The sequence below is a fragment of the Alteromonas sp. MTD1 genome (genome assembly GCF_042848195.1).
Lineage (GTDB): Bacteria > Pseudomonadota > Gammaproteobacteria > Enterobacterales > Alteromonadaceae > Alteromonas.
In genome coordinates, this window is record NZ_BTGG01000001.1 from 411555 (window position 1) to 432673 (window position 21119).

16 protein-coding genes are annotated in these 21119 nt (G+C 43.6%); 1 reads left to right on the top strand and 15 read right to left on the bottom strand.

The annotated features are described in order from the left end of the window. Nucleotides 1–10 precede the first annotated feature (10 nt). The 14 genes from ACGHAV_RS01800 to ACGHAV_RS01865 form a co-directional block, all read right to left on the bottom strand. Nucleotides 11–1345 carry a sodium-dependent transporter gene (locus ACGHAV_RS01800; RefSeq protein WP_390375608.1) on the bottom strand — a complete coding sequence of 445 codons (1335 nt, stop codon included), beginning with the start codon at nucleotides 1343–1345 and terminating at the stop codon, nucleotides 11–13. A 93-nt stretch (nucleotides 1346–1438) separates the two neighbouring features. After that, nucleotides 1439–3481: a carboxy terminal-processing peptidase gene (gene prc / locus ACGHAV_RS01805; RefSeq protein WP_390375611.1), complete on the bottom strand. Its 2043-nt coding sequence runs from the start codon at nucleotides 3479–3481 to the stop codon at nucleotides 1439–1441. 2 nt (nucleotides 3482–3483) lie between these two features. Then, nucleotides 3484–4152 (bottom strand): RNA chaperone ProQ, encoded by a 669-nt coding sequence (gene proQ / locus ACGHAV_RS01810; protein ID WP_390375614.1) that lies wholly within the window; start codon nucleotides 4150–4152, stop codon nucleotides 3484–3486. Nucleotides 4153–4168: 16 nt separating this feature from the next. Next, nucleotides 4169–4459 carry a hypothetical protein gene (locus tag ACGHAV_RS01815; RefSeq protein WP_334014196.1) on the bottom strand — a complete coding sequence of 97 codons (291 nt, stop codon included), beginning with the start codon at nucleotides 4457–4459 and terminating at the stop codon, nucleotides 4169–4171. Between the two features lie 6 nt (nucleotides 4460–4465). Beyond that, a complete protein-coding gene (locus tag ACGHAV_RS01820; protein WP_390375617.1) occupies nucleotides 4466–4921 on the bottom strand; it encodes a GAF domain-containing protein in 456 nt (151 codons plus the stop codon). Between the two features lie 13 nt (nucleotides 4922–4934). Next, nucleotides 4935–5645: an SIMPL domain-containing protein gene (locus tag ACGHAV_RS01825; RefSeq protein ID WP_390375620.1), complete on the bottom strand. Its 711-nt coding sequence runs from the start codon at nucleotides 5643–5645 to the stop codon at nucleotides 4935–4937. Nucleotides 5646–5934: 289 nt separating this feature from the next. After that, entirely contained in the window at nucleotides 5935–7056 is a 1122-nt protein-coding gene (locus ACGHAV_RS01830) for an alanine--glyoxylate aminotransferase family protein (protein ID WP_334014199.1), read from the bottom strand. 476 nt (nucleotides 7057–7532) lie between these two features. Beyond that, nucleotides 7533–8051: a gamma carbonic anhydrase family protein gene (locus ACGHAV_RS01835; RefSeq protein WP_390375624.1), complete on the bottom strand. Its 519-nt coding sequence runs from the start codon at nucleotides 8049–8051 to the stop codon at nucleotides 7533–7535. An 80-nt stretch (nucleotides 8052–8131) separates the two neighbouring features. Continuing rightward, the gene (tesB, locus tag ACGHAV_RS01840) at nucleotides 8132–8989 is read right to left on the bottom strand and encodes an acyl-CoA thioesterase II (RefSeq protein WP_390375627.1); all 858 of its coding nucleotides are present in this window, start codon (nucleotides 8987–8989) and stop codon (nucleotides 8132–8134) included. Nucleotides 8990–8993: 4 nt separating this feature from the next. After that, nucleotides 8994–10844 (bottom strand): protein kinase, encoded by a 1851-nt coding sequence (locus tag ACGHAV_RS01845; RefSeq protein ID WP_390375630.1) that lies wholly within the window; start codon nucleotides 10842–10844, stop codon nucleotides 8994–8996. Nucleotides 10845–10847: 3 nt separating this feature from the next. Beyond that, entirely contained in the window at nucleotides 10848–11699 is an 852-nt protein-coding gene (locus ACGHAV_RS01850; RefSeq protein WP_390375633.1) for a 23S rRNA (adenine(2030)-N(6))-methyltransferase RlmJ, read from the bottom strand. A gap of 130 nt (nucleotides 11700–11829) precedes the next feature. Beyond that, nucleotides 11830–13518 (bottom strand): dihydrolipoyllysine-residue acetyltransferase, encoded by a 1689-nt coding sequence (locus ACGHAV_RS01855; protein WP_390375636.1) that lies wholly within the window; start codon nucleotides 13516–13518, stop codon nucleotides 11830–11832. Nucleotides 13519–13535: 17 nt separating this feature from the next. Beyond that, nucleotides 13536–14513, bottom strand: coding sequence for an alpha-ketoacid dehydrogenase subunit beta (locus ACGHAV_RS01860; protein ID WP_334014205.1), 978 nt, complete (start codon nucleotides 14511–14513; stop codon nucleotides 13536–13538). Then, complete coding sequence (locus ACGHAV_RS01865; RefSeq protein WP_390375639.1) at nucleotides 14513–15700, bottom strand: thiamine pyrophosphate-dependent dehydrogenase E1 component subunit alpha; 1188 nt, start codon at nucleotides 15698–15700, stop codon at nucleotides 14513–14515. Before ACGHAV_RS01865 ends, ACGHAV_RS01860 begins: the two co-directional genes overlap by 1 nt. A 520-nt stretch (nucleotides 15701–16220) precedes the next feature. On the opposite strand from ACGHAV_RS01865, the gene ACGHAV_RS01870 reads away from it, so the two are divergent. Next, complete coding sequence (locus ACGHAV_RS01870; protein WP_390375642.1) at nucleotides 16221–19637, top strand: S8 family serine peptidase; 3417 nt, start codon at nucleotides 16221–16223, stop codon at nucleotides 19635–19637. Between the two features lie 103 nt (nucleotides 19638–19740). Here ACGHAV_RS01870 and rmuC read toward each other — a convergent pair whose 3' ends face one another. Next, nucleotides 19741–21033, bottom strand: a complete 1293-nt coding sequence (rmuC, locus tag ACGHAV_RS01875) for a DNA recombination protein RmuC (protein ID WP_390376034.1) — start codon at nucleotides 21031–21033, stop codon at nucleotides 19741–19743. Nucleotides 21034–21119 lie beyond the last annotated feature (86 nt).

The following is a 21119-nucleotide window of genomic DNA, read 5'->3' on the forward strand; positions in this document are numbered from 1 at the left end:
CTTTGAGTGCTTAAAAAACTGAACGATAAAACATTACTGCGATAACGACGGGGCAAACAAAACGTACGTACCAAGGCCAGATTTTCCAAAAAATACTGTGCTCAGCGTACTCATTACCTTCTTTTAGTTCATCGAGTATCGCGTCTCTACGCCATACCCAGCCGGCGAAAATACATAGCACTAAACCAAGTAACGGTTGGCTGTATTCCGTGGTTAACGCAATGACAAAACCGAACAAGGTTTCAAAGTTGAAGATGATGATACAACTAAGCGCAAAAATGATAGAGGCCATTAACACTACTGCTTTTTTACGCTTTAATCCTTTGCTTTCTACCATGTAGGCCACGGGTACTTCTAGCATAGAAATAGAAGATGTTACGGCTGCAATTGCCATAAGCGCAAAGAATGTAAAGGCAACGAACAGGCCAACGGTTCCGATAGTATCAAATAGCGCCGGAAGCACTTTAAATATAAGCGTGTCACCTTGGATCAGCGCCCCCTCTGGCGTGAAAATTTCTACGCCATTGTTCAATGCCACGTACATTGCAGGAATAATCAACATGCCTGCGATAACCGCAACACCTATATCGACTAACGCAACGGATGCACCGATTGTTGGAAGGTTTTCATTTTTACTAAGGTAAGAGCCATACACCAACATGGTGCCTACACCTAACGACATAGAAAAGAACGCTTGACCCATGGCGTTAATAAGCAACTCTGGATCTAATACTCTTGAGAAATCTGGAACAAGATACGCGCTCCATCCTTCAACCGCACCTGGTTGCAAGCTCACATAAACAATCAGTGCAAGAATAAGAATGACCAGCGTAGGCATTAGTCTAACTGACCACTTTTCGATACCCGACTTCACACCGCCTACAACGATAAATGCGGTTAACCCCATGAATAACAGACAAAATACTACGTTACGCGTAACCGACGAGGTGAGCAGCCAATCGCTTGCAGATTCCAATCCGACAAGGCTTACCGCCGCGTCAGCAAAATAAACCAGCATCCAGCCACCAACAATGGCGTAGAAAGCTAAAATTAGCGACACAGTAACGCAGCCCCATAGGCCGGTTGCTCTTCCAATAAAGCTACCTGATATTTTACCTAGTGCGTCAACCATATTAGAACGCGTGCTACGGCCTATGATTAACTCAGCCATTAGTACAGGGTAAGCTAGAACGAAAGCGAGGAGTAAATAGACAAGTACGAAAGCAGCGCCGCCGTTACTTGCTACCTTCGTTGGAAAGCCCCAAATGTTGCCTAGACCCACTGCTGAACCAGCTGCGGCCAGTACAAATCCTATTCGAGAGGAAAATTCGCCTCTGATAGCCATGTTATTTCCCTTTTATTATTCTTTTAGTCGTTTTGTTTTATTTGTAGACACAAAAAAAGGGCTGGCCACAGACCAGCCCTTCTTTAATATCGTTTAATTTCTCGTGATAGCGTAGCGGCCCGTTCCAATCATATCGAATGTAATATTGGCTGCTTCATCTAAGAATGGGTCTAATTCTTCCATATCTTCTGGTAGGTCGTCCAATGATGCAACTGATTCAAGGCCCATTCGCTGTAAACGTTCGTTAGCACGCATCAACGCTCTCTCTTCAGCCTCTTTCTTGTCTGCTTCTCGCTCGGACTTAACTAACGAGATGTAGTTCTTATCTTTGTTCTCTTTGTACTCTTCAATATCTTCATAGATATAAGAAAACTCAGGATCTTGCATAATGCGCTTGTTATGCTTTGCTGTTAAAACATCTAGCGCAGCAGTACCGTCAGCAAATGTCGTATAGTTCGCACGGTTTATGCTATCCCAAGGAAGAGCATTCTCTGCCTGGCTCTCGCCCCACTCTGACGGTTCAACCGCGGACGGGTATAAAATATCAGGGATAACCCCTTTATGCTGGGTACTGCCACCGTTAATACGATAGAATTTAGCAATCGTGAACTGAACACTGCCCAGTGGGTTGTCGTACAAGTCATAGATTTTTCCTAATCCACGATGCTGCTGCACAGTACCCTTACCGAAGGTTTGCTCTCCGATAATTAAAGCGCGATTATAGTCCTGCATCGCAGCCGCAAAAATCTCTGAAGCCGAAGCGCTGTATCTGTCGACTAATACAGTCAGTGGTCCATCATAAGCAACTTCACCGTCGGTATCGCGATTTACACTCACCTTTGTCTGCCCATAGCGTATTTGAACAACTGGGCCCTTTTCAATGAAAAGGCCGGTAAGCAAGGTCGCCTCTGTAAGCGAACCACCACCATTACCGCGCAAATCGACAATTACGCCTTTCACATTTTGCGCTTTAAGACTTTCTATTTCTTTTGCTACATCTGCGCTTAAGTTATTGTAGAAGCTTGGAATGGTAATAACGCCTAGCGGCTCACCAGCATTAGGGCCTGTTTCTGGCGTATAAACTTCAGACTTTGCAGCTCTGTCTTCTAATTTAATTTTATCTCTTGTTAGGCTTACAACCGATGTTGTTTTCGCGTCAGATGCGCCTTTTTGAACTTGAAGACGAACTGTACTTCCTTTAGGGCCTTTAATTAGCTCTACAACTTCGTCTAAACGCCAGCCAATAACGTCTACAAATTCTTCGTCGTCTTGTGCAACACCGATGATCTTATCTTCTGGTTTTATAGCACCAGACTCATCGGCGGGGCCACCCGGCACAACACTTTTGATAATAGTGAAATCATCTTCGCTTTGCAAAACTGCGCCAATGCCTTCAAATGACAAATTCATATCCATTTGAAACCGTTCAGCGTTGCGAGGTGATAAGTAGCTAGTGTGCGCTTCAATAGTACGTGCGAACGCATTCATTGCCGTTTGAAACACATCTTCGCTTTTAGCTTGAGTGGTACGTTTGATAGCGCGAATGTAACGCTTTGTTAGAAGCTCTTTCGCTTCTTCCCAGGTCTTATCCGCCAAAATCAAATTTAGCGCATCGTACTTGACGCGCTGGCGCCAAATCTCATCAAGCTCAGCCTTCGTAGTAGGCCATTCAGCATCTTCGCGATCGTAGTAGAACTTATCGCCCTCTTTTTCAAAATCAAACGGGCCTTTTTCTAGCACGCCTAAGGCGAATTCGTAGCGCTCAATACGGCGCTTGGCACTTACGTTGTACATATCGTACGCCACCGACAAATTGCCTTTGCTCAAAGCATCATCAAATAGCGTGCGGTATTTCTCAAAGCTCACGACATCAGATAAAAGTAAAATCTGCTTGTTGTGGTCAAGAGATTCGATAAAACGTTGGTAAACACGTGCAGAGAGTGCGTCATCCAACGATATTTCCTTATAGTGCGCTCGAGTAAAAAGCGCGCTAACACGCTTTGCAGCAACACTGTGCTGCGACTCTTGTTGTAATATAGGTAATTCGTCAACGTCAGGTGCAGAAGTTACTGCCCCTGCGCCAACACCCACAGAAAGAAATGCACTAGCAATGGAAATTCGAAGGATGTCTCTCATATTTACGACCTCTTGGTGCGAGCCAAACGTAAAGCGTCTGCGTTTACTTTAACCACCATGCCTGAATCTAGCTGAACATGAATACCGTCTTTCGCAACTTCTGTTATTACTGCTGGCATGGGCGCCTTACCAAGCTTAACGGTAACTTGCGTGCCTTGCTGTAAATCACACTCTGTTAATTTCGCAGGTGGTATATTGTTTGGTCTGTTATTTTTCGGTTTAGTTCCGCGCTTACTATCAGCTTGGTCCGAATTTCCGACTTTTTCACCTTTTGGGCGATTAAATTGACGTTTTTCTTTTCGCTTTGGCTGTTGAGCTTGCTTTGCCTTTCGCTTTTCAGCTGCTTTAGCTTTACTTTCTTCAAGCTGCTGCTGAGCGTGGTCTGCATGCTCTTTTTCGATAGCGTCGCCTTCAACACCGTCTAAATCGACGCGGTTGGCGCCTTCCTTAACGCTGTATAGATAACGCCAGCTATTCGTATAATGACGTAGCGTAGAACGTAATAACGTTTTACTTACACGTTCGTCATCAGCTAAGCGCTCTGCAAGATCTTGAAAAATTCCAATCTTGAGTGGACGGGCCTCGCCTTCAACACTAAAACATTGAGGAAAGGTATGTGCAAGGAAAGCAATAACTTCCTTACTATTAGTAAACTTCTCTGGTGATTCCATTAACTTTCTAAATTATTTAGGAGATTTCTTCGTTGCTTTCATCATCCCAAGTTGCCAGCGTGTGGTCAACCCAATCAAGCAATTCGTCGTCATCTATTTCTAATAAATGCTTGTCTTGTTGCCAAGATTCCCAAGCATGGTGCAAAATTTGTTCTAATCGCTGCGTTTCAATATCTTCATCTGCGGTGTCGTATATTGCGTGAAGAATAAAGTTTAAACGTTCAGATGCCTCGTCTGGGTCATCGTGAAAGTCTTCCATATCTTCAAACGTTGATAGGACAACATGAATGTCTACACTCGATTTCATGGCTTATTACCGCTGTGATTCAACTAAGGCATGTGCGATTTTAATTAGCCCCTTTTCATCTTCTTCATCAAACCTATCAAATTCAGGGCTATCGATATCAAGCACACCGATTAACTGGTCATTAAGAACAAGGGGAATAACAATTTCCGAGTTAGACGCCGCGTCACAAGCGATATGACCTGCAAACTGGTGTACGTCAGCAATGCGCTGAACTGTGCGTGTTTCGGCACTAGTTCCGCATACGCCTTTACCTATTGGTATTCGGATGCAGGCTGGCTGACCTTGAAATGGTCCAAGAACCAGCTGCTCTTCTTTGAACAAGTAGAAACCCGCCCAATTAACCGATTCAAGATTATTGAACAATAAAGCGCTAATGTTCGCCATATTAGCGATGAGATCTCGCTCGCCAGAAACCAAGCTTTCAGCTTGGCTAATCAACTGGTTGTAGAGTTGTTCTTTCAAACGTTTTTTCCTGCTATTGAACAAGCTTAAAAGTTACGTTAACACGCGCTTCTGTGGTTTTAAGTCCTGGTAACGATACGGATGTATCGCTGGCAAAAGCTTCGGCGCGCATGATTGGAACGGGCATATTGCCACCTGTTTCAGATATTGCAACCACTTCGCCTATTTCCACCGATAATTCTTTTGAAAGTAGCTGTGCACGATGCTTTGCATCCTTCACTGCCAGTATTAATGCTTTCTGATAAGCGTTTTCATCGTTCACTGAAATAAATTCAAATTGTTGAATGCGATCTACACCACGTTTTAACGCGCCGTCTATTACGGCATCATAGTTTTCAATATCAAGGGATGTGATGGCTATTTCTCTCGTTAACACGAACCCCTCCTGTATGCGCCCTTTAGGCGTATTGTTGTATCTAGGGTTTAGCCGAACCTGCATGCTTTGTATGTTTTGCTCTGCAATACCCTGTGATAATAAAAAATTCACAATGCTGTTCAGTTCTGCGGTGACTTGTTGATTAAGCTTAGACACCGTTGCGCCTTGTTCTTCAACGATAAAGGTTACTGAATAAGCGTTTGGGGTTGAGTGTATTTTACCAATACCTTGAACATTGATAACCGCATCATTCGCAAAAGAAGCAAACGATGTAAAAGTCATTATTACTATAGAAATACAGCGTTTAAACTGTTCTAAAACGTGCTGACGAGTGTAAATTGAAGCCATAAATTCATTCCTTTTTTGACGTTTAATTGCCGTTTTATTTTGCACAAGAAATATGAATATTAAGTGAACAATGTAGTTTAAGGTTACCTTACAAAAGAGTTAGCAGCGACGTAATACAGAGCGTTACAACGTAGGAAGAGAGTAATGTTTTTCTAATCAAACGTAAGGTTTTTACGTTGAGTGGTCTTATTTTAAGGTCAATCAAAAAAGACTAGCCAACAAGACTAGTCTTTTTTAAATAAAATCAACGCTCGTTAAGCACAGTTATTCGCGTTAACGAGCTACCGTATCAACGCAAAACCTGTCTAAGAGCGGCAAGACAATGGTCGATGTTTCGAGGCTTACATGCGTAACCCATAAGACCTATCCTCCAAACTTTTCCTGCATGTTCACCTAAGCCAGCGCCAATTTCTAAGTTAAAGTCTTCTAGCAACTGTTTTCTAACGCTTGCGTCATCCACACCATCTGGAATTTTTACAACGTTCAATTGAGGAAGTCGGTAATCGCTATCAACGGTTAATTCCAACCCAAGGTCCTCAAGGCCCGCTGCAAGTTTTGCATGTCCATCTGCGTGGCGTTGCCATGCATTTTCAAGCCCTTCCTCTTTAAGAATAAGTAGCGACTCATACATAGCATACATACTGTTTACCGGCGCAGTGTGGTGATAAGCGCGTTTTGCACCCTTACCCCAATAGCCCACGATAAGGTTCATGTCTAGAAACCAGCTTTGTACTTTAGTTTTTCTGTTTTGTATTACGTTCACTGCTTTGTCGCTAAACGAAACGGGCGAGATGCCGGGAACACAACTCAAACATTTTTGAGAGCCCGAATAAATTGCGTCAATTTCCCAACCGTCAACGTCAAGTTCTATACCGCCAAGCGAGGTAACGGCATCAACAATGGTTAAGCAGTTGTATTGCTTCGCAAGTTGGCAAAGCAACTTCGCTTCATTGCGCACACCGGTTGACGTTTCAGCGTGAACGAACGCTAAAACCTTGATATCGGGATGCGCTTTCAATATATCTTCAACGGCATTGAGGTCGGTTTGCGTTCCCCACTCGTTTGAAACAGTAATGGCTTCACCGCCACAACGCTCGACGTTTTCAACCATACGCAAACCAAATACACCGTTTATACAAACAAGTACTTTGTCGCCTGGCTCTACTAAGTTTACAAAACAAGCTTCCATTCCCGCTGAACCCGGCGCGGAAATAGGCATCGTTAAGGCATTTTCTGTTTTGAAGGCATATTGCAGTAACGACTTTGTTTCATCCATTAATTGAATGAAAAGTGGATCTAAGTGACCAAGTGTTGGTCTTGCCATGGCATTTAAAATGCGAGGATTTACATCGGATGGCCCTGGTCCCATTAAAGTGCGTTCAGGCGGAATAAAAGTTGAAAGCGATTGCATAATCCATCCTCATCAGTTTTACAAAATTCATTGATAGGTATTTGTTATTGACCACATAGTACGTTGTTAAACATGTTGTACAACCGTTTGTAGCGAACATAAACATTATGAATGTAATGTGAGGAATGTATTTTCAGCATAACAGTGGATAAATTGTGAACAATCAGTGCGTAATTTGTGCACTGCAAAAGTGGCTTGAAAATAGGAAAAGAAACTGGTAAGACCAGGGCGTACTACATTGAAAAATAGAGTGTATTTTATCCAGAGGGCTAACAAACAAACAAATATTTTAAAATAAAGCGCCAATTTGTTTATAAAACGTACAAATGTAATCTATACTCATTGTCCGTTTGAAATATTTTATTTAAACTCTCCCTGTAAAAGTTAGCGCACGGCTCAGCAATGAGCCATTCCCCTAGGCCCGGAACGTTTGTTCTGGGCATTTTTTATGTAGCGCCAAGTGTTTTCAAGCCGTTTTATATAGCGCTCAATGACTTTTTATAACGCTTTGCATTCTCAACGTAATGCGCTGCCGATCCCTTCAGTTTCGGTTCCACGCTCTCGTCTAACGTCTTTACCACTTTTCCTGGCGAACCCATCACTACGCTGTAATCTGGTACTTCCATGTTTTCGGTTATCAATGCGTTAGCACCGATAATGCAAAATCTTCCAATTTTTGCACCGTTAAGTACAACAGCGTTTATTCCTATTAAAGAATAATCGCCTATTGAACATCCGTGTAACATAACTTTGTGACCCACGGTAACGCCCTTACCAATAGTGAGAGGAATTCCAGCGTCAGTGTGAAGCACGCTACCATCTTGAATATTGGTGCTTTCGCCAATAGTAAGTTTATCCATATCGCCACGAAGAACGCTGTTAAACCAAACACTTGAACCTTGCTTTAACTCTACATTTCCAATTATGTGAGCGCCAGGAGCAACAAACACATCATCGGCTACAGTTGGTTTTAACTCATCCAATTGATAAATCATGGGGGTTCCTTTTAGTTTGTTTTTATATCTCTTTGCTCAACGGATTTAATACTTATCTGTGCTCTGACAACAGCATACACTTAATCAACTTTTCGCATTAAACCTTCTTGCGTAGTTGAAGCAACAAGCTCACCTTTTTGATTAAAGATCTGCCCTCTTACCAACCCTCTTGAACCACCGCTAAATGGGCTTTCCATAGCGTATAATAGCCACTCGTTCATATTTACCGGGCGATGAAACCACATAGCATGGTCAATGGTCGCAATACGCAGAGATTTATCGGTTACTGCCACACCGTGCGGCTGTAAAGAGGTACTCAAAAAATGATAATCTGATGCATACGCTAGCGCTGCTTGGTGCACCGATAGGCCGCCTTCAAGTGTGTCTCTCGCTTTCATCCATATATACCGTGTTGGCTCTCTTTTTACCGGCTGGTAAGAGTTAGCCGCATCTACGGTACGTATGTCTACAGGTTCATGATAACTAAGCGCTTCGCGCATAGGGCGCGCGATTTTATCAAAGTGCGCTTGATAAAACTCAATATCGGATTGCACTTCTTCAGGCGGTGGCACATCTGGCATTGTGGGTGACTGATGTTCCATTCCTGCATCGGGAACTTGAAACGACGCCGTCATATAGAAAATATTACGACCGTTCTGTATCGCTTTTATACGTCGTGCAGAGAAACTTCGTCCATCGCGAACAATTTCAACGTCATAAACAACAGGCTTTTTTGCATCGCCCGGTAGAAGAAAATATGTGTGAAATGAATGTGCGACGCGGTCTTTTTCTACGGTTTCATAAGCGGCTGCGAGGGCTTGTCCCAGTACCTGTCCGCCAAATAAGGCCCTAAAGCCTAAATCCCAACTTTGACCACGATAAATACCAGCCTCAACGGTTTCTAGCTCAAATAGTGATGATAGTTTTATCTCAGACATTAATTTAGTTCTCTTCTTTAACCGCTTTAGGGTTTCTAGGATAATATTTCTCAGGTAGTTTTGCCTTATGCTCGAAAAAGCGAGTGTCTTTATAAGGCAGTTTCATGAAACCTGAAATCCCCAGTCCATCAATTAGCGGAATCTGTTTTACCAGTTTTGCTAGTAAGTTTGTAAAACGTTGCTCTTGGCTATGATCTAGCAAAGTATAATAGTTATGTATTTTTAGGTGTTTAGGTAACGCTTCGAAAATAATACAACCTGTGTGATGAATTGCATTGAGTTGCTTAATGGTTTCAATAATCTCATCCGGTAGTTTTAGCAATTCGTCTGGATCATCACCATCTTCAAAATAAGAGTGCGTTCTGCTGTCATCTTTTTGGGCAGATACCTTCGAAAGCTCGTATCGAATTGATAGCGATTGATCGGGTGTAAAGGAGTGCTCTTCACTCTCTCTTTCTATATGCAGCGTATTTTTAGCATTGAACATACAGCATTTAAAAACGGCAGGCTTGTGAATTGCCCTCGCTAAATTAATCACATTATTGACCGCAAGTTCGAATGCTGCTTTTACACTTTCATCATACAGGTTCAGTGATGAATCAACATAGATACCTTCCGGCTCCCATCGAACAGCCATTCCGCCCACAACAGGGTATCGTCCCAAACGACTTATTGCAGACACAAATGCTTTTTCAGTATCTCCCATGCCTTGCAGATAATTCTTATAGTATCTGTCAAATTGAGCATCATCGATATAACGAAGTTCGTCAGCATCTTGCTGGCCCAAAATAGCCTGCTGGCGTAAATACGATTTACGAGAACTATAAACTACGGTTTCAATTTGCTCGTCACTTTTTGAAAGCCACGTAGGAATTAATGGCGTGTAAGTTACAGCGGTATCTTGGATAAACACCATGTTCTTAAGCACATGCAAGTGGTTGAAAAAGTAATCTCCACCTTGACGCCTTTGTTTAGGATCTTCACTTAACATATACTCTAAAATATTCGCCAACATTTTAGGTAATCCCAGAGAAGATGGTGTAATCACACGACTTCCATAACGGCAAGACTGTCCAGAAGCCAATGCATATAAGGTACTCGCTAAACCTTGTTCATCAAACCGAGGGCTTGATAACGCACCATTTAATTGTTCCTCACCAATAAAATAAACATCGCCAAGACGCGCATTGGTTTGATGAAGTTCGCCAGACATCAAGTCCATCACATTGTTGCCGACGTACTGACCATCGATATCGGTTTGCGCGAATACCGATGATCCCCAATCGATAAGACTAATGGTTTCGCTGCTCTCATCCCACACAAGATTAGATGGCTTAATGTCGCCGTGCACTATTGGCTTAATTTCACCGTGGTCCGTATGACGCCTGAATGTAGATAAAAGCTCACCAACCTGCACGGCTATTTTAACAATGATGCGCGGCGGAAGTGGTCCTTGCCTTAGGCTTACTTTCTCAAGGTCATCCCCAGGCGCTCGTTCCATTACTAAAATAGACTGCTTTCGTATTTGCTGATACTCAATAAACATTGGAACATGCTCGTGCTCAACATGAGAGAGCATGAAAGCTTCTTCTTCTAAGCGGTCTTGGACGTGTTGTGGCAGCGTTATTCTGGAAAACTTAAACACCCGCTCACGGCCGTCAGGTGCTGTGCCAGCGAACGCGAAGCCAAAAGCGCCCTTGCCTAACAATGAAATAGCGGTATAGCCCAGACCCTCTAGCTGTGATTTACACAAATTTACCCAGTCTTTAAGCTTTTTAGCATCAGCATGTGATAGCAGATAAATTGATTGCTCATCTGGAATGTAGAAGTGCTTTAGGCCTTTAAGCTGTGACATAAGTTACGCGTCTTTATTAAGCCATGTAAGGTTTGTTGAAGCCACTGGTCCCATATGCTTAACAGCTTCTAGTAGCGCACAAGATAATTGCTGGTCTAATTGCCATGGCGGATTTATCACCAGCACTCCAGAACCATACATACCCGCATCATGTTCATTTTCAGCAATGCAAATTTCGGCTTTGAAGCAAGGACGCCCTAGTTCAGTTAGCTGCTCAAGCATTTTTTCACTGGCACCGTGTTTTGCGCCGGCTCGCGCAGATAGAAGTGGATACCACACCACTATTTGCGCCTGTTGCCATCGCTTAAACACATCCTTAACGCCTTTTAGCACATCATTATATTCCGAAGCACGTTCATAGGGTGGATCTATTAAAATAGCCCCCCTATTGGGCTTTGGTGGCGTCAGTGCACGAAGTCCCTCATACCCGTCCCGTTTATGTACGCAAACATTTTTTACGCGTAACGCCTTGATATTTTGCTCAAGCTTACTGTGCTCAGCTGGATGTAATTCCATCAGGTGAAGCACATCATCAGAACGCTTTTCAGCTGCACTAATCGCAGGCGAACCGGGGTAACAGTTTTCTGACATAAAGGTGTTGCAGAGCGCTAGATATTCACGCAATAAATCAGCGGAAGGAGTGACATTGGCCAACGCCGAGATACCGGTTAAAAATTCTTGGTTTTTTGCCGACATGTCGTCTTTTAAGTTATACGTCCCTGCACCTGCATGAGAGTCGTAGAGTGTGAAGGGTTTATCTTTCTTTTTTAAAGAATTTAGTACGCCCATCCAGCACAAATGTTTTACCACATCTGCATGGTTTCCAGCGTGAAATGCATGTTGATAGCTAAGCACGAAGCCTCTATGTTTGTCGAATATCACCTTAATACACTAATGATAACCTTATCTTTAACGTAGGTACATTAAACAAAAAAAGGTTGATGCTTTTAACATCAACCTTTTTCTTGCTTTTAGCTGTTAAGCATTACTTTAAGTGCATAAGCATTTTTTCAGGCTGGGTTAAGTAGCTCATCCATAGGTTGTTAAACTTAACCATTGTAGCACCGTCGATAATACGGTGATCCCCAGACCAGTTAACCGCCATAATATGCTGTGCAAACACATTGCCCTGCTCGTCAAAACGAGGAAGTTTCTGCGTCTTACCTAGCGCCACTATTGCAGCTTCTGGTTTATTGATGACAGGCGTGGCTGTAATGCCGCCAATTGCACCGATATTAGAAATACTTATAGTGCCGCCTTTAAGGTGCTCGCCTGCAATGCGACCTTCTCGCGCTTGATTGATGATTTCCTGCATCTGCAAGGCAATATCAAGTAATGACAGGTTTTGAACACCTTTGATATTAGGCACTAACAGGCCGATTTTAGAGTCAACGGCGAACCCTATATTGTGATCATCAAAATAGGTCAATTCGCTTGCATCATCATTTAGCTGACTATTAATAACAGGGAATTCTGTTAAGGCTAATGAAAGTGCTTTAACGAAAAATGGCATAAAGCTGAGTTTGATAGCTTTTGCTTCAAACTCTGGCTTAAGCATTTTTCTTAGCGTCATCAAGTTATCCATAACCACTTCATCGCTTACTGTGAAGTGAGGAATAGTGTAAACAGAAGCCGACATTTGTTTAGCCATAGCAGCCTGAATACCACGTACTTTTTCAACGCGTACACCACCAGATGTGCTAGTTGGCGTTATCGTACTGCCCTGTGCAGTTGCAGTAGAAGTTTCGTTAAGTTCTTTAGCCTTGGCGTTACTATTATTAGCATTAAGCGAGATAACATCGGCTTTAAGAATGCGCCCTTTTTTACCCGAACCAGTTACGCCTGACAAATCAATATTATGCTCTCGCGCAACACGTCGTACCGCAGGGCTAGCTAACACTTTGCCCTCAATAACAACGGGTGGCTCGTAGTCACCCTCTTTGAATTTAGACGGCGTAATGTCTGCTGTTGGGTTGGCTTTAGACGAGGTACTCTGTTGGCCTTTCGATTCACCAGTTTGAGTAGATTCAGCGTTAGATGCAGCACCTTGTATTTCTTGATTCGAATCTGCACCAGAGCCTTCACCCGCAACTAAAAGTGCAAATAACGGAGTATGTACTTTAGCAATGTCTCCTTGTGCGTGGTAAAGCTTGTGTACAACACCAGCATTTTTAGCAGGAATCTCAACTACCGCTTTATCGGTCATTACTTCAACAACCGCCTGATCTTCTTCTATTTGTTCGCCTTCGCTCACGTTCCATTTAACGATTTCGCATTCAACAATGCCTTCACCGATATCAGGCAAAATAAAGTCTTCGACAACTCCTTGCGCAGATTCACTTTGCGGAAGATTGGCGTTTAAGTCTGAAATCGTATTTGAAGCGTCTTCACTTGGCTCGTTAACACTGTCCTGATTGTCGGACGCACCTTCAGCATCATCAGGTTGCATTGCAAATAGTGGCTCGTGAACTTTAGCAATTTCTCCAACAGCATAGTGAAGCTTTTTTACAATACCGGCGTGCATAGCCGGGATCTGCACTGTAGCCTTGTCGGTCATTACCTCAGCTACGGGCTGGTCTTCTTCAATGTGCTCGCCTTCTACAACCAACCATTCCAATAACTCGCACTCAACAATCCCTTCACCGATGTCGGGCAAAATAAATTCAATTGTCATTATTCTTCCTCCCAACTTTAGTAGTGCAGTGTACGTTTAATGGCTTCGTACGTTTTTGTTTCATCAGGCATGTATTCTTTCTCATGCGCTAATGGGTAAGGCGTATCAAGGCCACAAACACGGGCAATGGGCGCTTCTAAGTACAAGAAACAACGCTCCTGTATTGATGCTGCAATTTCACTCGCGAAGCCACCTGTTAACGGCGCTTCGTGGTTAATAAGCAAACGGCCTGTTTTCATAACAGATGCCATTACGGCCTCAACGTCCCAAGGAAGTATGCTGCGAAGATCGATGATTTCACACGATACGCCATCTTCCAGTGCCATAGCCGCTGCCTTTTGAAGGATTTCTATCTGTGCGCCCCAACCTAACAAGGTTATATCGCTACCTTCTTGAACAACGTCTGCTTTTCCAAGTGGAAGTTCATAATCTTCTTCTGGTACATCAGCAACAGACGCTCGATACAAGCGTTTGGGTTCCATGAATAATACGGGGTTTTTGTCACGAATAGACGCAAGAAGTAGGCCTTTCGCTTGGTAAGGGTCGCGCGGCATAACAATTTTAAGCCCAGGGCAATGAGCGAAAAACGCTTCTGGCGACTGACTGTGATAATGTCCGCCCGCTATTCCACCACCGTATGGTGTTCTTATAGTAAGAGTGCCTACATCGAATTGCCCACCCGAACGGTAGCGCCATTTTGCAGTTTCATTCACAATTTGATCGAAAGCAGGGAAGATATAGTCACCGAACTGAATTTCAGCTACCGGCACTGAGCCTTGCGACGCTAAACCATTTGCAAAGCCTATAATGCCTTGCTCCGTTAGCGGCGTGTTAAAGCAACGCGCTTTACCAAACTTTTCTTGTAAATGGCTAGTCGCGCGGAATACACCGCCAAAATGCCCCACGTCTTCACCAAACACCATTACCTTTTCGTCTTCGGTCATAGCGGTGATTAGCGCATTATTTATCGCCTGCAATAAATTCATTTTAGCCATTACTTCACTCTCCCTGCTGTTTTAGGGTACATCTGAGGGTACTTTTTAATATGCGCTTTTAATTCATTAAGCTGCTCTTTTAAATGCCAAGGCGGCGTGTCGTAAACATCTTCAACAATGTCATCAACATCACAAACGTCGGTTTTCTCGCAGCTTTTCATTGCGGCTAAAACGTCTTGACGCGCCTTTTCAACGCGAGCTTGGTTTTCTTTTTCATCAAACCAGCCTTTGCTTTCGAGCCATTTTGCCATTCTCGCAATAGGGTCTTTTGCGCGCCATTTATCTTCCTCTTCTCTTGAACGATAGCCTGTAGGGTCGTCAGATGTAGAATGAGCCGCTAATCGATAGGTCATAGCCTCTATTAACACTGGGCATTTTTCTTCTATGGCTATACGGCGGGCTTCTTTAGTGGCTGCGTAAATCGCTAACGCATCATTACCATCAACGCGAATTGTCTTAATACCATATCCAAGACCGCGTGAAGCGATACCGTCACCAGCAAACTGTTCCTCTGCAGGTGTCGAAATGGCATAACCATTGTTTCTACAGAAAAATATTACTGGACACTTCAGCACAGCTGCCATATTCAGACCAGCATGAAAATCGCCTTCAGATGCGGCACCTTCACCAAAATAGCAAATAGTAACGACGTCTTTGCCAGACATCTTTTGTCCGTAGGCATAACCTGACGCCTGTGGAATCTGTGTGCCCAGTGGCGACGAGATTGTCATGAAGTTTAATGGTTTATCGCCATAGTGAATGGGCATTTGGCGCCCTTTATTTGGGTCGGCTTTATTACTAAACATTTGGTTCATGAACTGTTCAGTTGTGTATCCGCGGTATGCCAATGCACCTTGCTCGCGATACTGCGACATAACCATATCGTCCATAGTCAACGCCGCCGCGCTAGCAACAGACGCTGCCTCCTCGCCTGTGCTTGCAAGATAAAAACTGATTCTTCCTTGGCGCTGCGCACCCACCATACGCTCGTCGAGTACACGGATGTACTCCATAGTATTATAAATTTTTAATGCTTCTTCTTGCGTTAGTTCTGGTTCTACCGCGTCTTCGGCAACACCACCTTCAGCAGTAAGCACTTGTAGCATTGGTATATCAACCACGCCATTAGAAATGATTTCGACCTTGTTTGTTGTTTTTACTGAGGCCAAATGGTTTCTGTTTTCCACACGCTTCCCCTTAAAAATGAGGGTTAAAAATCGACAGTTACAATATTTACTATGCTAGTAGACTCTGAGAAGGAGCGTCTTTTTTATTGGTGTAATTTTTTGATTGGCAAAGAGAGTAAAAATTTCAACAAGAGACAATAAAGAGGACATCCATCCTAATAAAGTAAAACTTATGTAAATTTTATGATAACGAAGTAGGATGGGCGTTTTCGTTAACAACTTTAAATGCAGGTAAATTAGTGTAGATAACCTTGTGACAATTGACCGCTTTTCACACTGAAAGACTACATTTTAAACAAAATACGCCCTGCTTTTTGCTGCTGTTTCAAATTAAACAGAATGTATAAATGTAACAAAATGTGTAAATTGTTTATTTCAGAAATACCCGTTACAAATCGAAACAAAGTGTGCTAGATATAGATACACCGACGGTAGTGTGCACGAGAGAAAAGGCGAATGACCTTTGTGTATACGAATCAAAATCGTTGGGTTCCAGGGAACTATTCACACGAGAATAATTATGAAAAAAACAATTCTTAGCGCCTCTATAATGATGGCACTATCTGCAACTTCGGTTGCTGCATCAGACAGAGTAAATCTAAATACCCTTCTACAATCACAAGTTAAAAATGCAACGGTTGAAAGCTCAGCGCTTGAGACTCAAGGCACAACTTGGTTAGTGAAGGCGAAAGGTGACACGGCACTTTCTCGCGCAGAAGTTGCCTTAATGAAAGAGCAAGGCCTTTCATCTGTAGGTTCAAACTCAGATGTTACGCTAGATACAGACGCAGGTCTTGACCTTCTTCAACAGCAAATTGAATCGCTAGGACTTGACGTAACAGTTACATCAAGAACTAAAAACCTTGTTGCTGGTTTAGTAATTGACGGTTCTTCAACTGCAGTTGCTGAAATTCAAAAATTAAGCGGTGTTGAAAGCGTTCTTCCAGTGTTCAACTCTAAACTTCACATCGCAGACAGCGCGGAATACATCAAAGCAAGCGGCCTTGTTACAGCAAACGTTGCTAGCGGTATGGGTACTCGCGTAGCTATCCTAGATTCAGGCCTAGACTACACGCACGCTGCGGTAGGCGGCCCAGGTACAGCTGAAGCCTATGCAGAAGCGACTGCTGATTTAGCAGATACGCCAGCATGGCCAATCGGTCAGGTTATTGGTGGTTTCGACTTCTTTAACGGCGACCCTGATCCAATGGACAATAATAACCACGGTACGCACGTTGCGCACTCAGTGTTAGGTGTTGCTCCAGACGCGGAAGTTTATGCATACACAGTATGTGACCAGTCTTGCCCAGGTGCTGCGCAGCTTGCAGGTCTTGAAGCTTCAATGGATCCTAATGGTGACGGCGACATTTCTGACCGTGTAGACGTAATTAACATGTCACTAGGTGGCGATTTCGGTACAAATCGTGGTGGCGCTGTGGCAGAGCTTATCGACAAAGCTGTTGAGCTAGGCGTTGTTGTAGCAATCTCTGCAGGTAACGATGGCCCGACTCCTTTCATCGTTGGTGGTCCAAGTACCACAACTAACGCACTTTCTGTAGGTGCGATGACGCACCCCACGGTTGAATCTGCAGAAGTATCAGCGACCCTTGGTGATCAAGCAATTATTGCTGCAGCAGCAGGTTTTAACCCTGAGCCGGAGTTTTCTGTAGATAGCACTACGCCAATCATCTATGCGGAAGCAGACACAAACGCTACGGGCTGTGCTGCATACACCACAGACCTTACTGATTCTATTGCGTTAATCGACCGCGGTGGTTGTGCCTTCACCACTAAAGTACTTAACGCACAAGCAGCAGGCGCTGACTTTGTTGTTGTTGCTAACAACCAGCCAGGCGCAGGCGTTATCACTATGGGCGGCTCACCAGCGTCAGAGATCACTATCAACTCAGTTATGATCTCAAACGAAGACGGTGCGGTTCTTAAAACTGCTATCGAAGCTGACACGGCAACGTATGCATTCGCTTCTGAGCTAGTCGTGAAAGATGGTGCAATTGCAACCTTTACTTCACGTGGTCCTTCAGTTGACGGTTTACTTAAGCCGGAAATTACTGCACCAGGTACGGCGATTGACACTGCTGCTGTTGGCACAGGTGACGGTACTTCTCCAATTAGCGGTACTTCATTCTCTAGCCCAATCACGGCTGGTGCAATGTCTATGCTTGCTGAAGTATTCCCAGGTCGTAACGCGTTCGAACTTAAAGCAACGCTAATGAACAACGCTAACCTTGATGTAACAATGGAAGCGCGTTCAGTTAACCCTGAAGCAGAACTTGCGCCAATCAGCTACATCGGTGCAGGTCTTGTTGACGTAGAAAAAGCGTCACAATCAACAACTGCAGCTTGGGATAGCGCAACTAAGCAAGCAGCACTTGCGTTTGGTCTTCTAGGTCTAAGCGAAGAATCGTCTATCACTAAAACAGTAACGGTTAAAAACTTCTCAAACGAAGCGAAAACCTACACGCTTTCAGACGTAGCGCGCTTTGCTGATGATGCTGCAACTGAAGCGCTTACTATGGACTATCCTTCTTCAGTAACAGTTCCAGCTGGTCAGACAGTAACATTCGACGTAACAGCAACTATCGACCCAGCGAAACTTCCTGAGTGGAATCTAACGGGTGACGAGTCAGCTGCTGACGGCACTGCTGCACTTACAAACGTTGAGTTTGACGGTGCTCTAATGCTTACTGATAGCAACGATGTTTCAATGCACCTGGTATACCACGTACTACCTAAAGCGTACGGCTCGGTAACTATCGGTAGCGAAATTACTGAAGACGGCGTTGTTCGTACTGTAACAAACACTGGTGTAACCGACTTTGGTACAGCAATGGTACCTCTAATGGTTGATAGCGGCGTTGACGAAGATAAAACTTTCGACATCGTGAACACATCACTAGAGTACATCAGTGTTCCAACTGAAACGTGTGCTGAAGGTGCGATTGTATTCACAAATATCACAATGCGTGACCCAATTGCCTCACTTCACCAGTTAGGTTGGTTCATGGACGTAGATGCTGATGGCGATGGTGTATTTGACTTTACTGCGCAAACACTAAATGAGTCTGCGTTCGGCCGTGACTCTACAGCGGTAGTAACATTCACCCGTCCATTTGACGCACTTTCTGGTTCACTATTTGGAACTATTCACGAGCCAGGCAGTAACGTTCTATCAATGGTTAGCTGTATTGAAGATTTAGGTCTTACTATTGCTGACCTTGGTAATGCGACTGCAAACGTTGCGTTCCGTGTTGAAAATAGCGCGTTTGACTTCTTCCCTTCAGTAGCATGGGATGAAGACCTAGTAGTAACTAACTACTCGTTCCCACTACTTTCTACACCTACTGTAACAAACGCTGCTGGCGAGCCTGTAGCATCTCTTGCACCAGGTGAAGTTGGTGTTCTGAATGGTGTAGGTACTGGTGGCTTTGCATTCCTAGGTGAAAGCGGCGCTGTAGTATCTAGCATTGCTCGTGACGGCGGAAACGCTCCAACAATTGAAGCGCAAGCATTTGACGTAGACGAGAACGCAGCAGACGGTACCGTAGTTGGTACAATCACTGCTACAGACGCTGATGGCGTAACTAGCCCAGTATCTGAAATCTTTGTACAGTCTTCTACTTCAAACGCGTTCTCAGTATCGCGTGCTGGTGAAATCACTGTTGCAAACTCTGCACTTCTAGATTTCGACGCTGGTTTCGAGTCAGTAACAATGGAAGTTGTTGCTATCGATACTACTGGTAACGTATCTGAAGCAGCTGAAGTAACAGTATCTGTAAACAACCTAGCTGATGAAGCAAGCGAACAGCCTGCACCAGCTGAGCCAGTTGAGCCACGTCGTAGCTCTGGTGGTTCTATGGGTTGGATTGCACTACTTCTTGCTCCAGTAGCATTCCTACGTAGACGTGTTAAGCGTTAATAACGTAGTTAGTAAAGTAATTTAGAATATTTAAAAAGGCCGCGAAAGCGGCCTTTTTTGATTTCTAATTTCTGTTATTTATTAGTGTTATTAGAGGAACTGCCTACTCATCACTTAAATTTGCGTTAACACTGTCAGGAAGCTTCTTGTTTGGCTGTACACCTAATTCTCTAAATCGCTCAATCTGCCGCACTATATTGCCTCGACCTGAAGATAGCTTACCCATTGCACTATCGAAGCTAACCTGTGCACTATCTAATGACTTACCTACTCTCTCCATATCATTAACGAAGCCGACGAATTTGTCGTAAAGTTTTGCGGCATGTTCTGCAATGTGTTGCGCGTTCTGATTTTGATATTCGTACTGCCAGATGTTGTTGATTGTGCGAAGAGCCACTAACAAATTAGTAGGGCTAACAAGCATGATATTGTGATTTAACGCAAGCGATACTAGGTTAGGCTCTTCTTCAATAGCCAACATAAATGCAGGCTCAATAGGAATAAATAAAAGCACATAGTCTAGCGTCTTTAACCCCTTCAACGATTGATAGTCTTTTGCGCCTAACCCCTTTATATGGCCTTTAATCGAAGCTACGTGTTGTGCTAGATGCAGGCTGCGCTCTACTTCATCTTCACAGTTATAAAATCGCTCGTAAGCCGCCAAACTTACTTTTGAATCTATTATTACGTCTTTTTCATTAGGTAAATGAACAACAACATCAGGTTGTAGCCGTTTACCGTGTTCGGCGGTAACCGAAACTTGGGTTTCATATTCATGGCCCTTTCGAAGGCCAGATTCTTGTAAAATACGTTCTAAAACTACTTCGCCCCAGTTGCCTTGCTTTTTATTGTCACCTTTTAGTGCATTAGTGAGGGCTGCAGCCTCTTCTGTAATCTTCTGATTGAGTGCTTTTAAACCCAATATTTCTGTTTTAAGTGAAGCGCGCTCTTGCCCTTCCCGTATATGCTGATCTGATATTTGCTTTTTGAATCCTTCTAATTCGTTTTTGAATGGTGCCAACACCGCTTCGATATTGTTTTTCGTTTGTTGGGTATAGCGCTGCTGCTTTTCTTCGAAAATTTTATTCGCTAAGTTTTCAAATTGTGTTTGTAAACGCTGTTCTGACGCCGCCATTGTAGCCAATTTGTCTTCATGCGCTTCATGAAGCGCTTCAATGCGCTTTTGCTGCGCATCGTTTTGTGCTTGCGTGCGTGCAACAATGATTCGTTGTTCATTTAGTTGTTGTTGTAATGATTGATTCTCGTTTTTCATTGAATGCAGTGTTTCATGGCTTACTTGTAATACTGCGTTTTCTTGCATTAATTCAGAGTGTGATGCTTGCAGATTAGTGTATTGCAGATGAAGGTTTGACACTTCCTTTTGTAAGTTTCGCATTCGCCAGCACACTGCTGCCGTTATTGTGAGTGAGGCTGCACCGCCAAGTGCAATTAAAGAGAAATAGCTGGGGATATCGTCAAAAT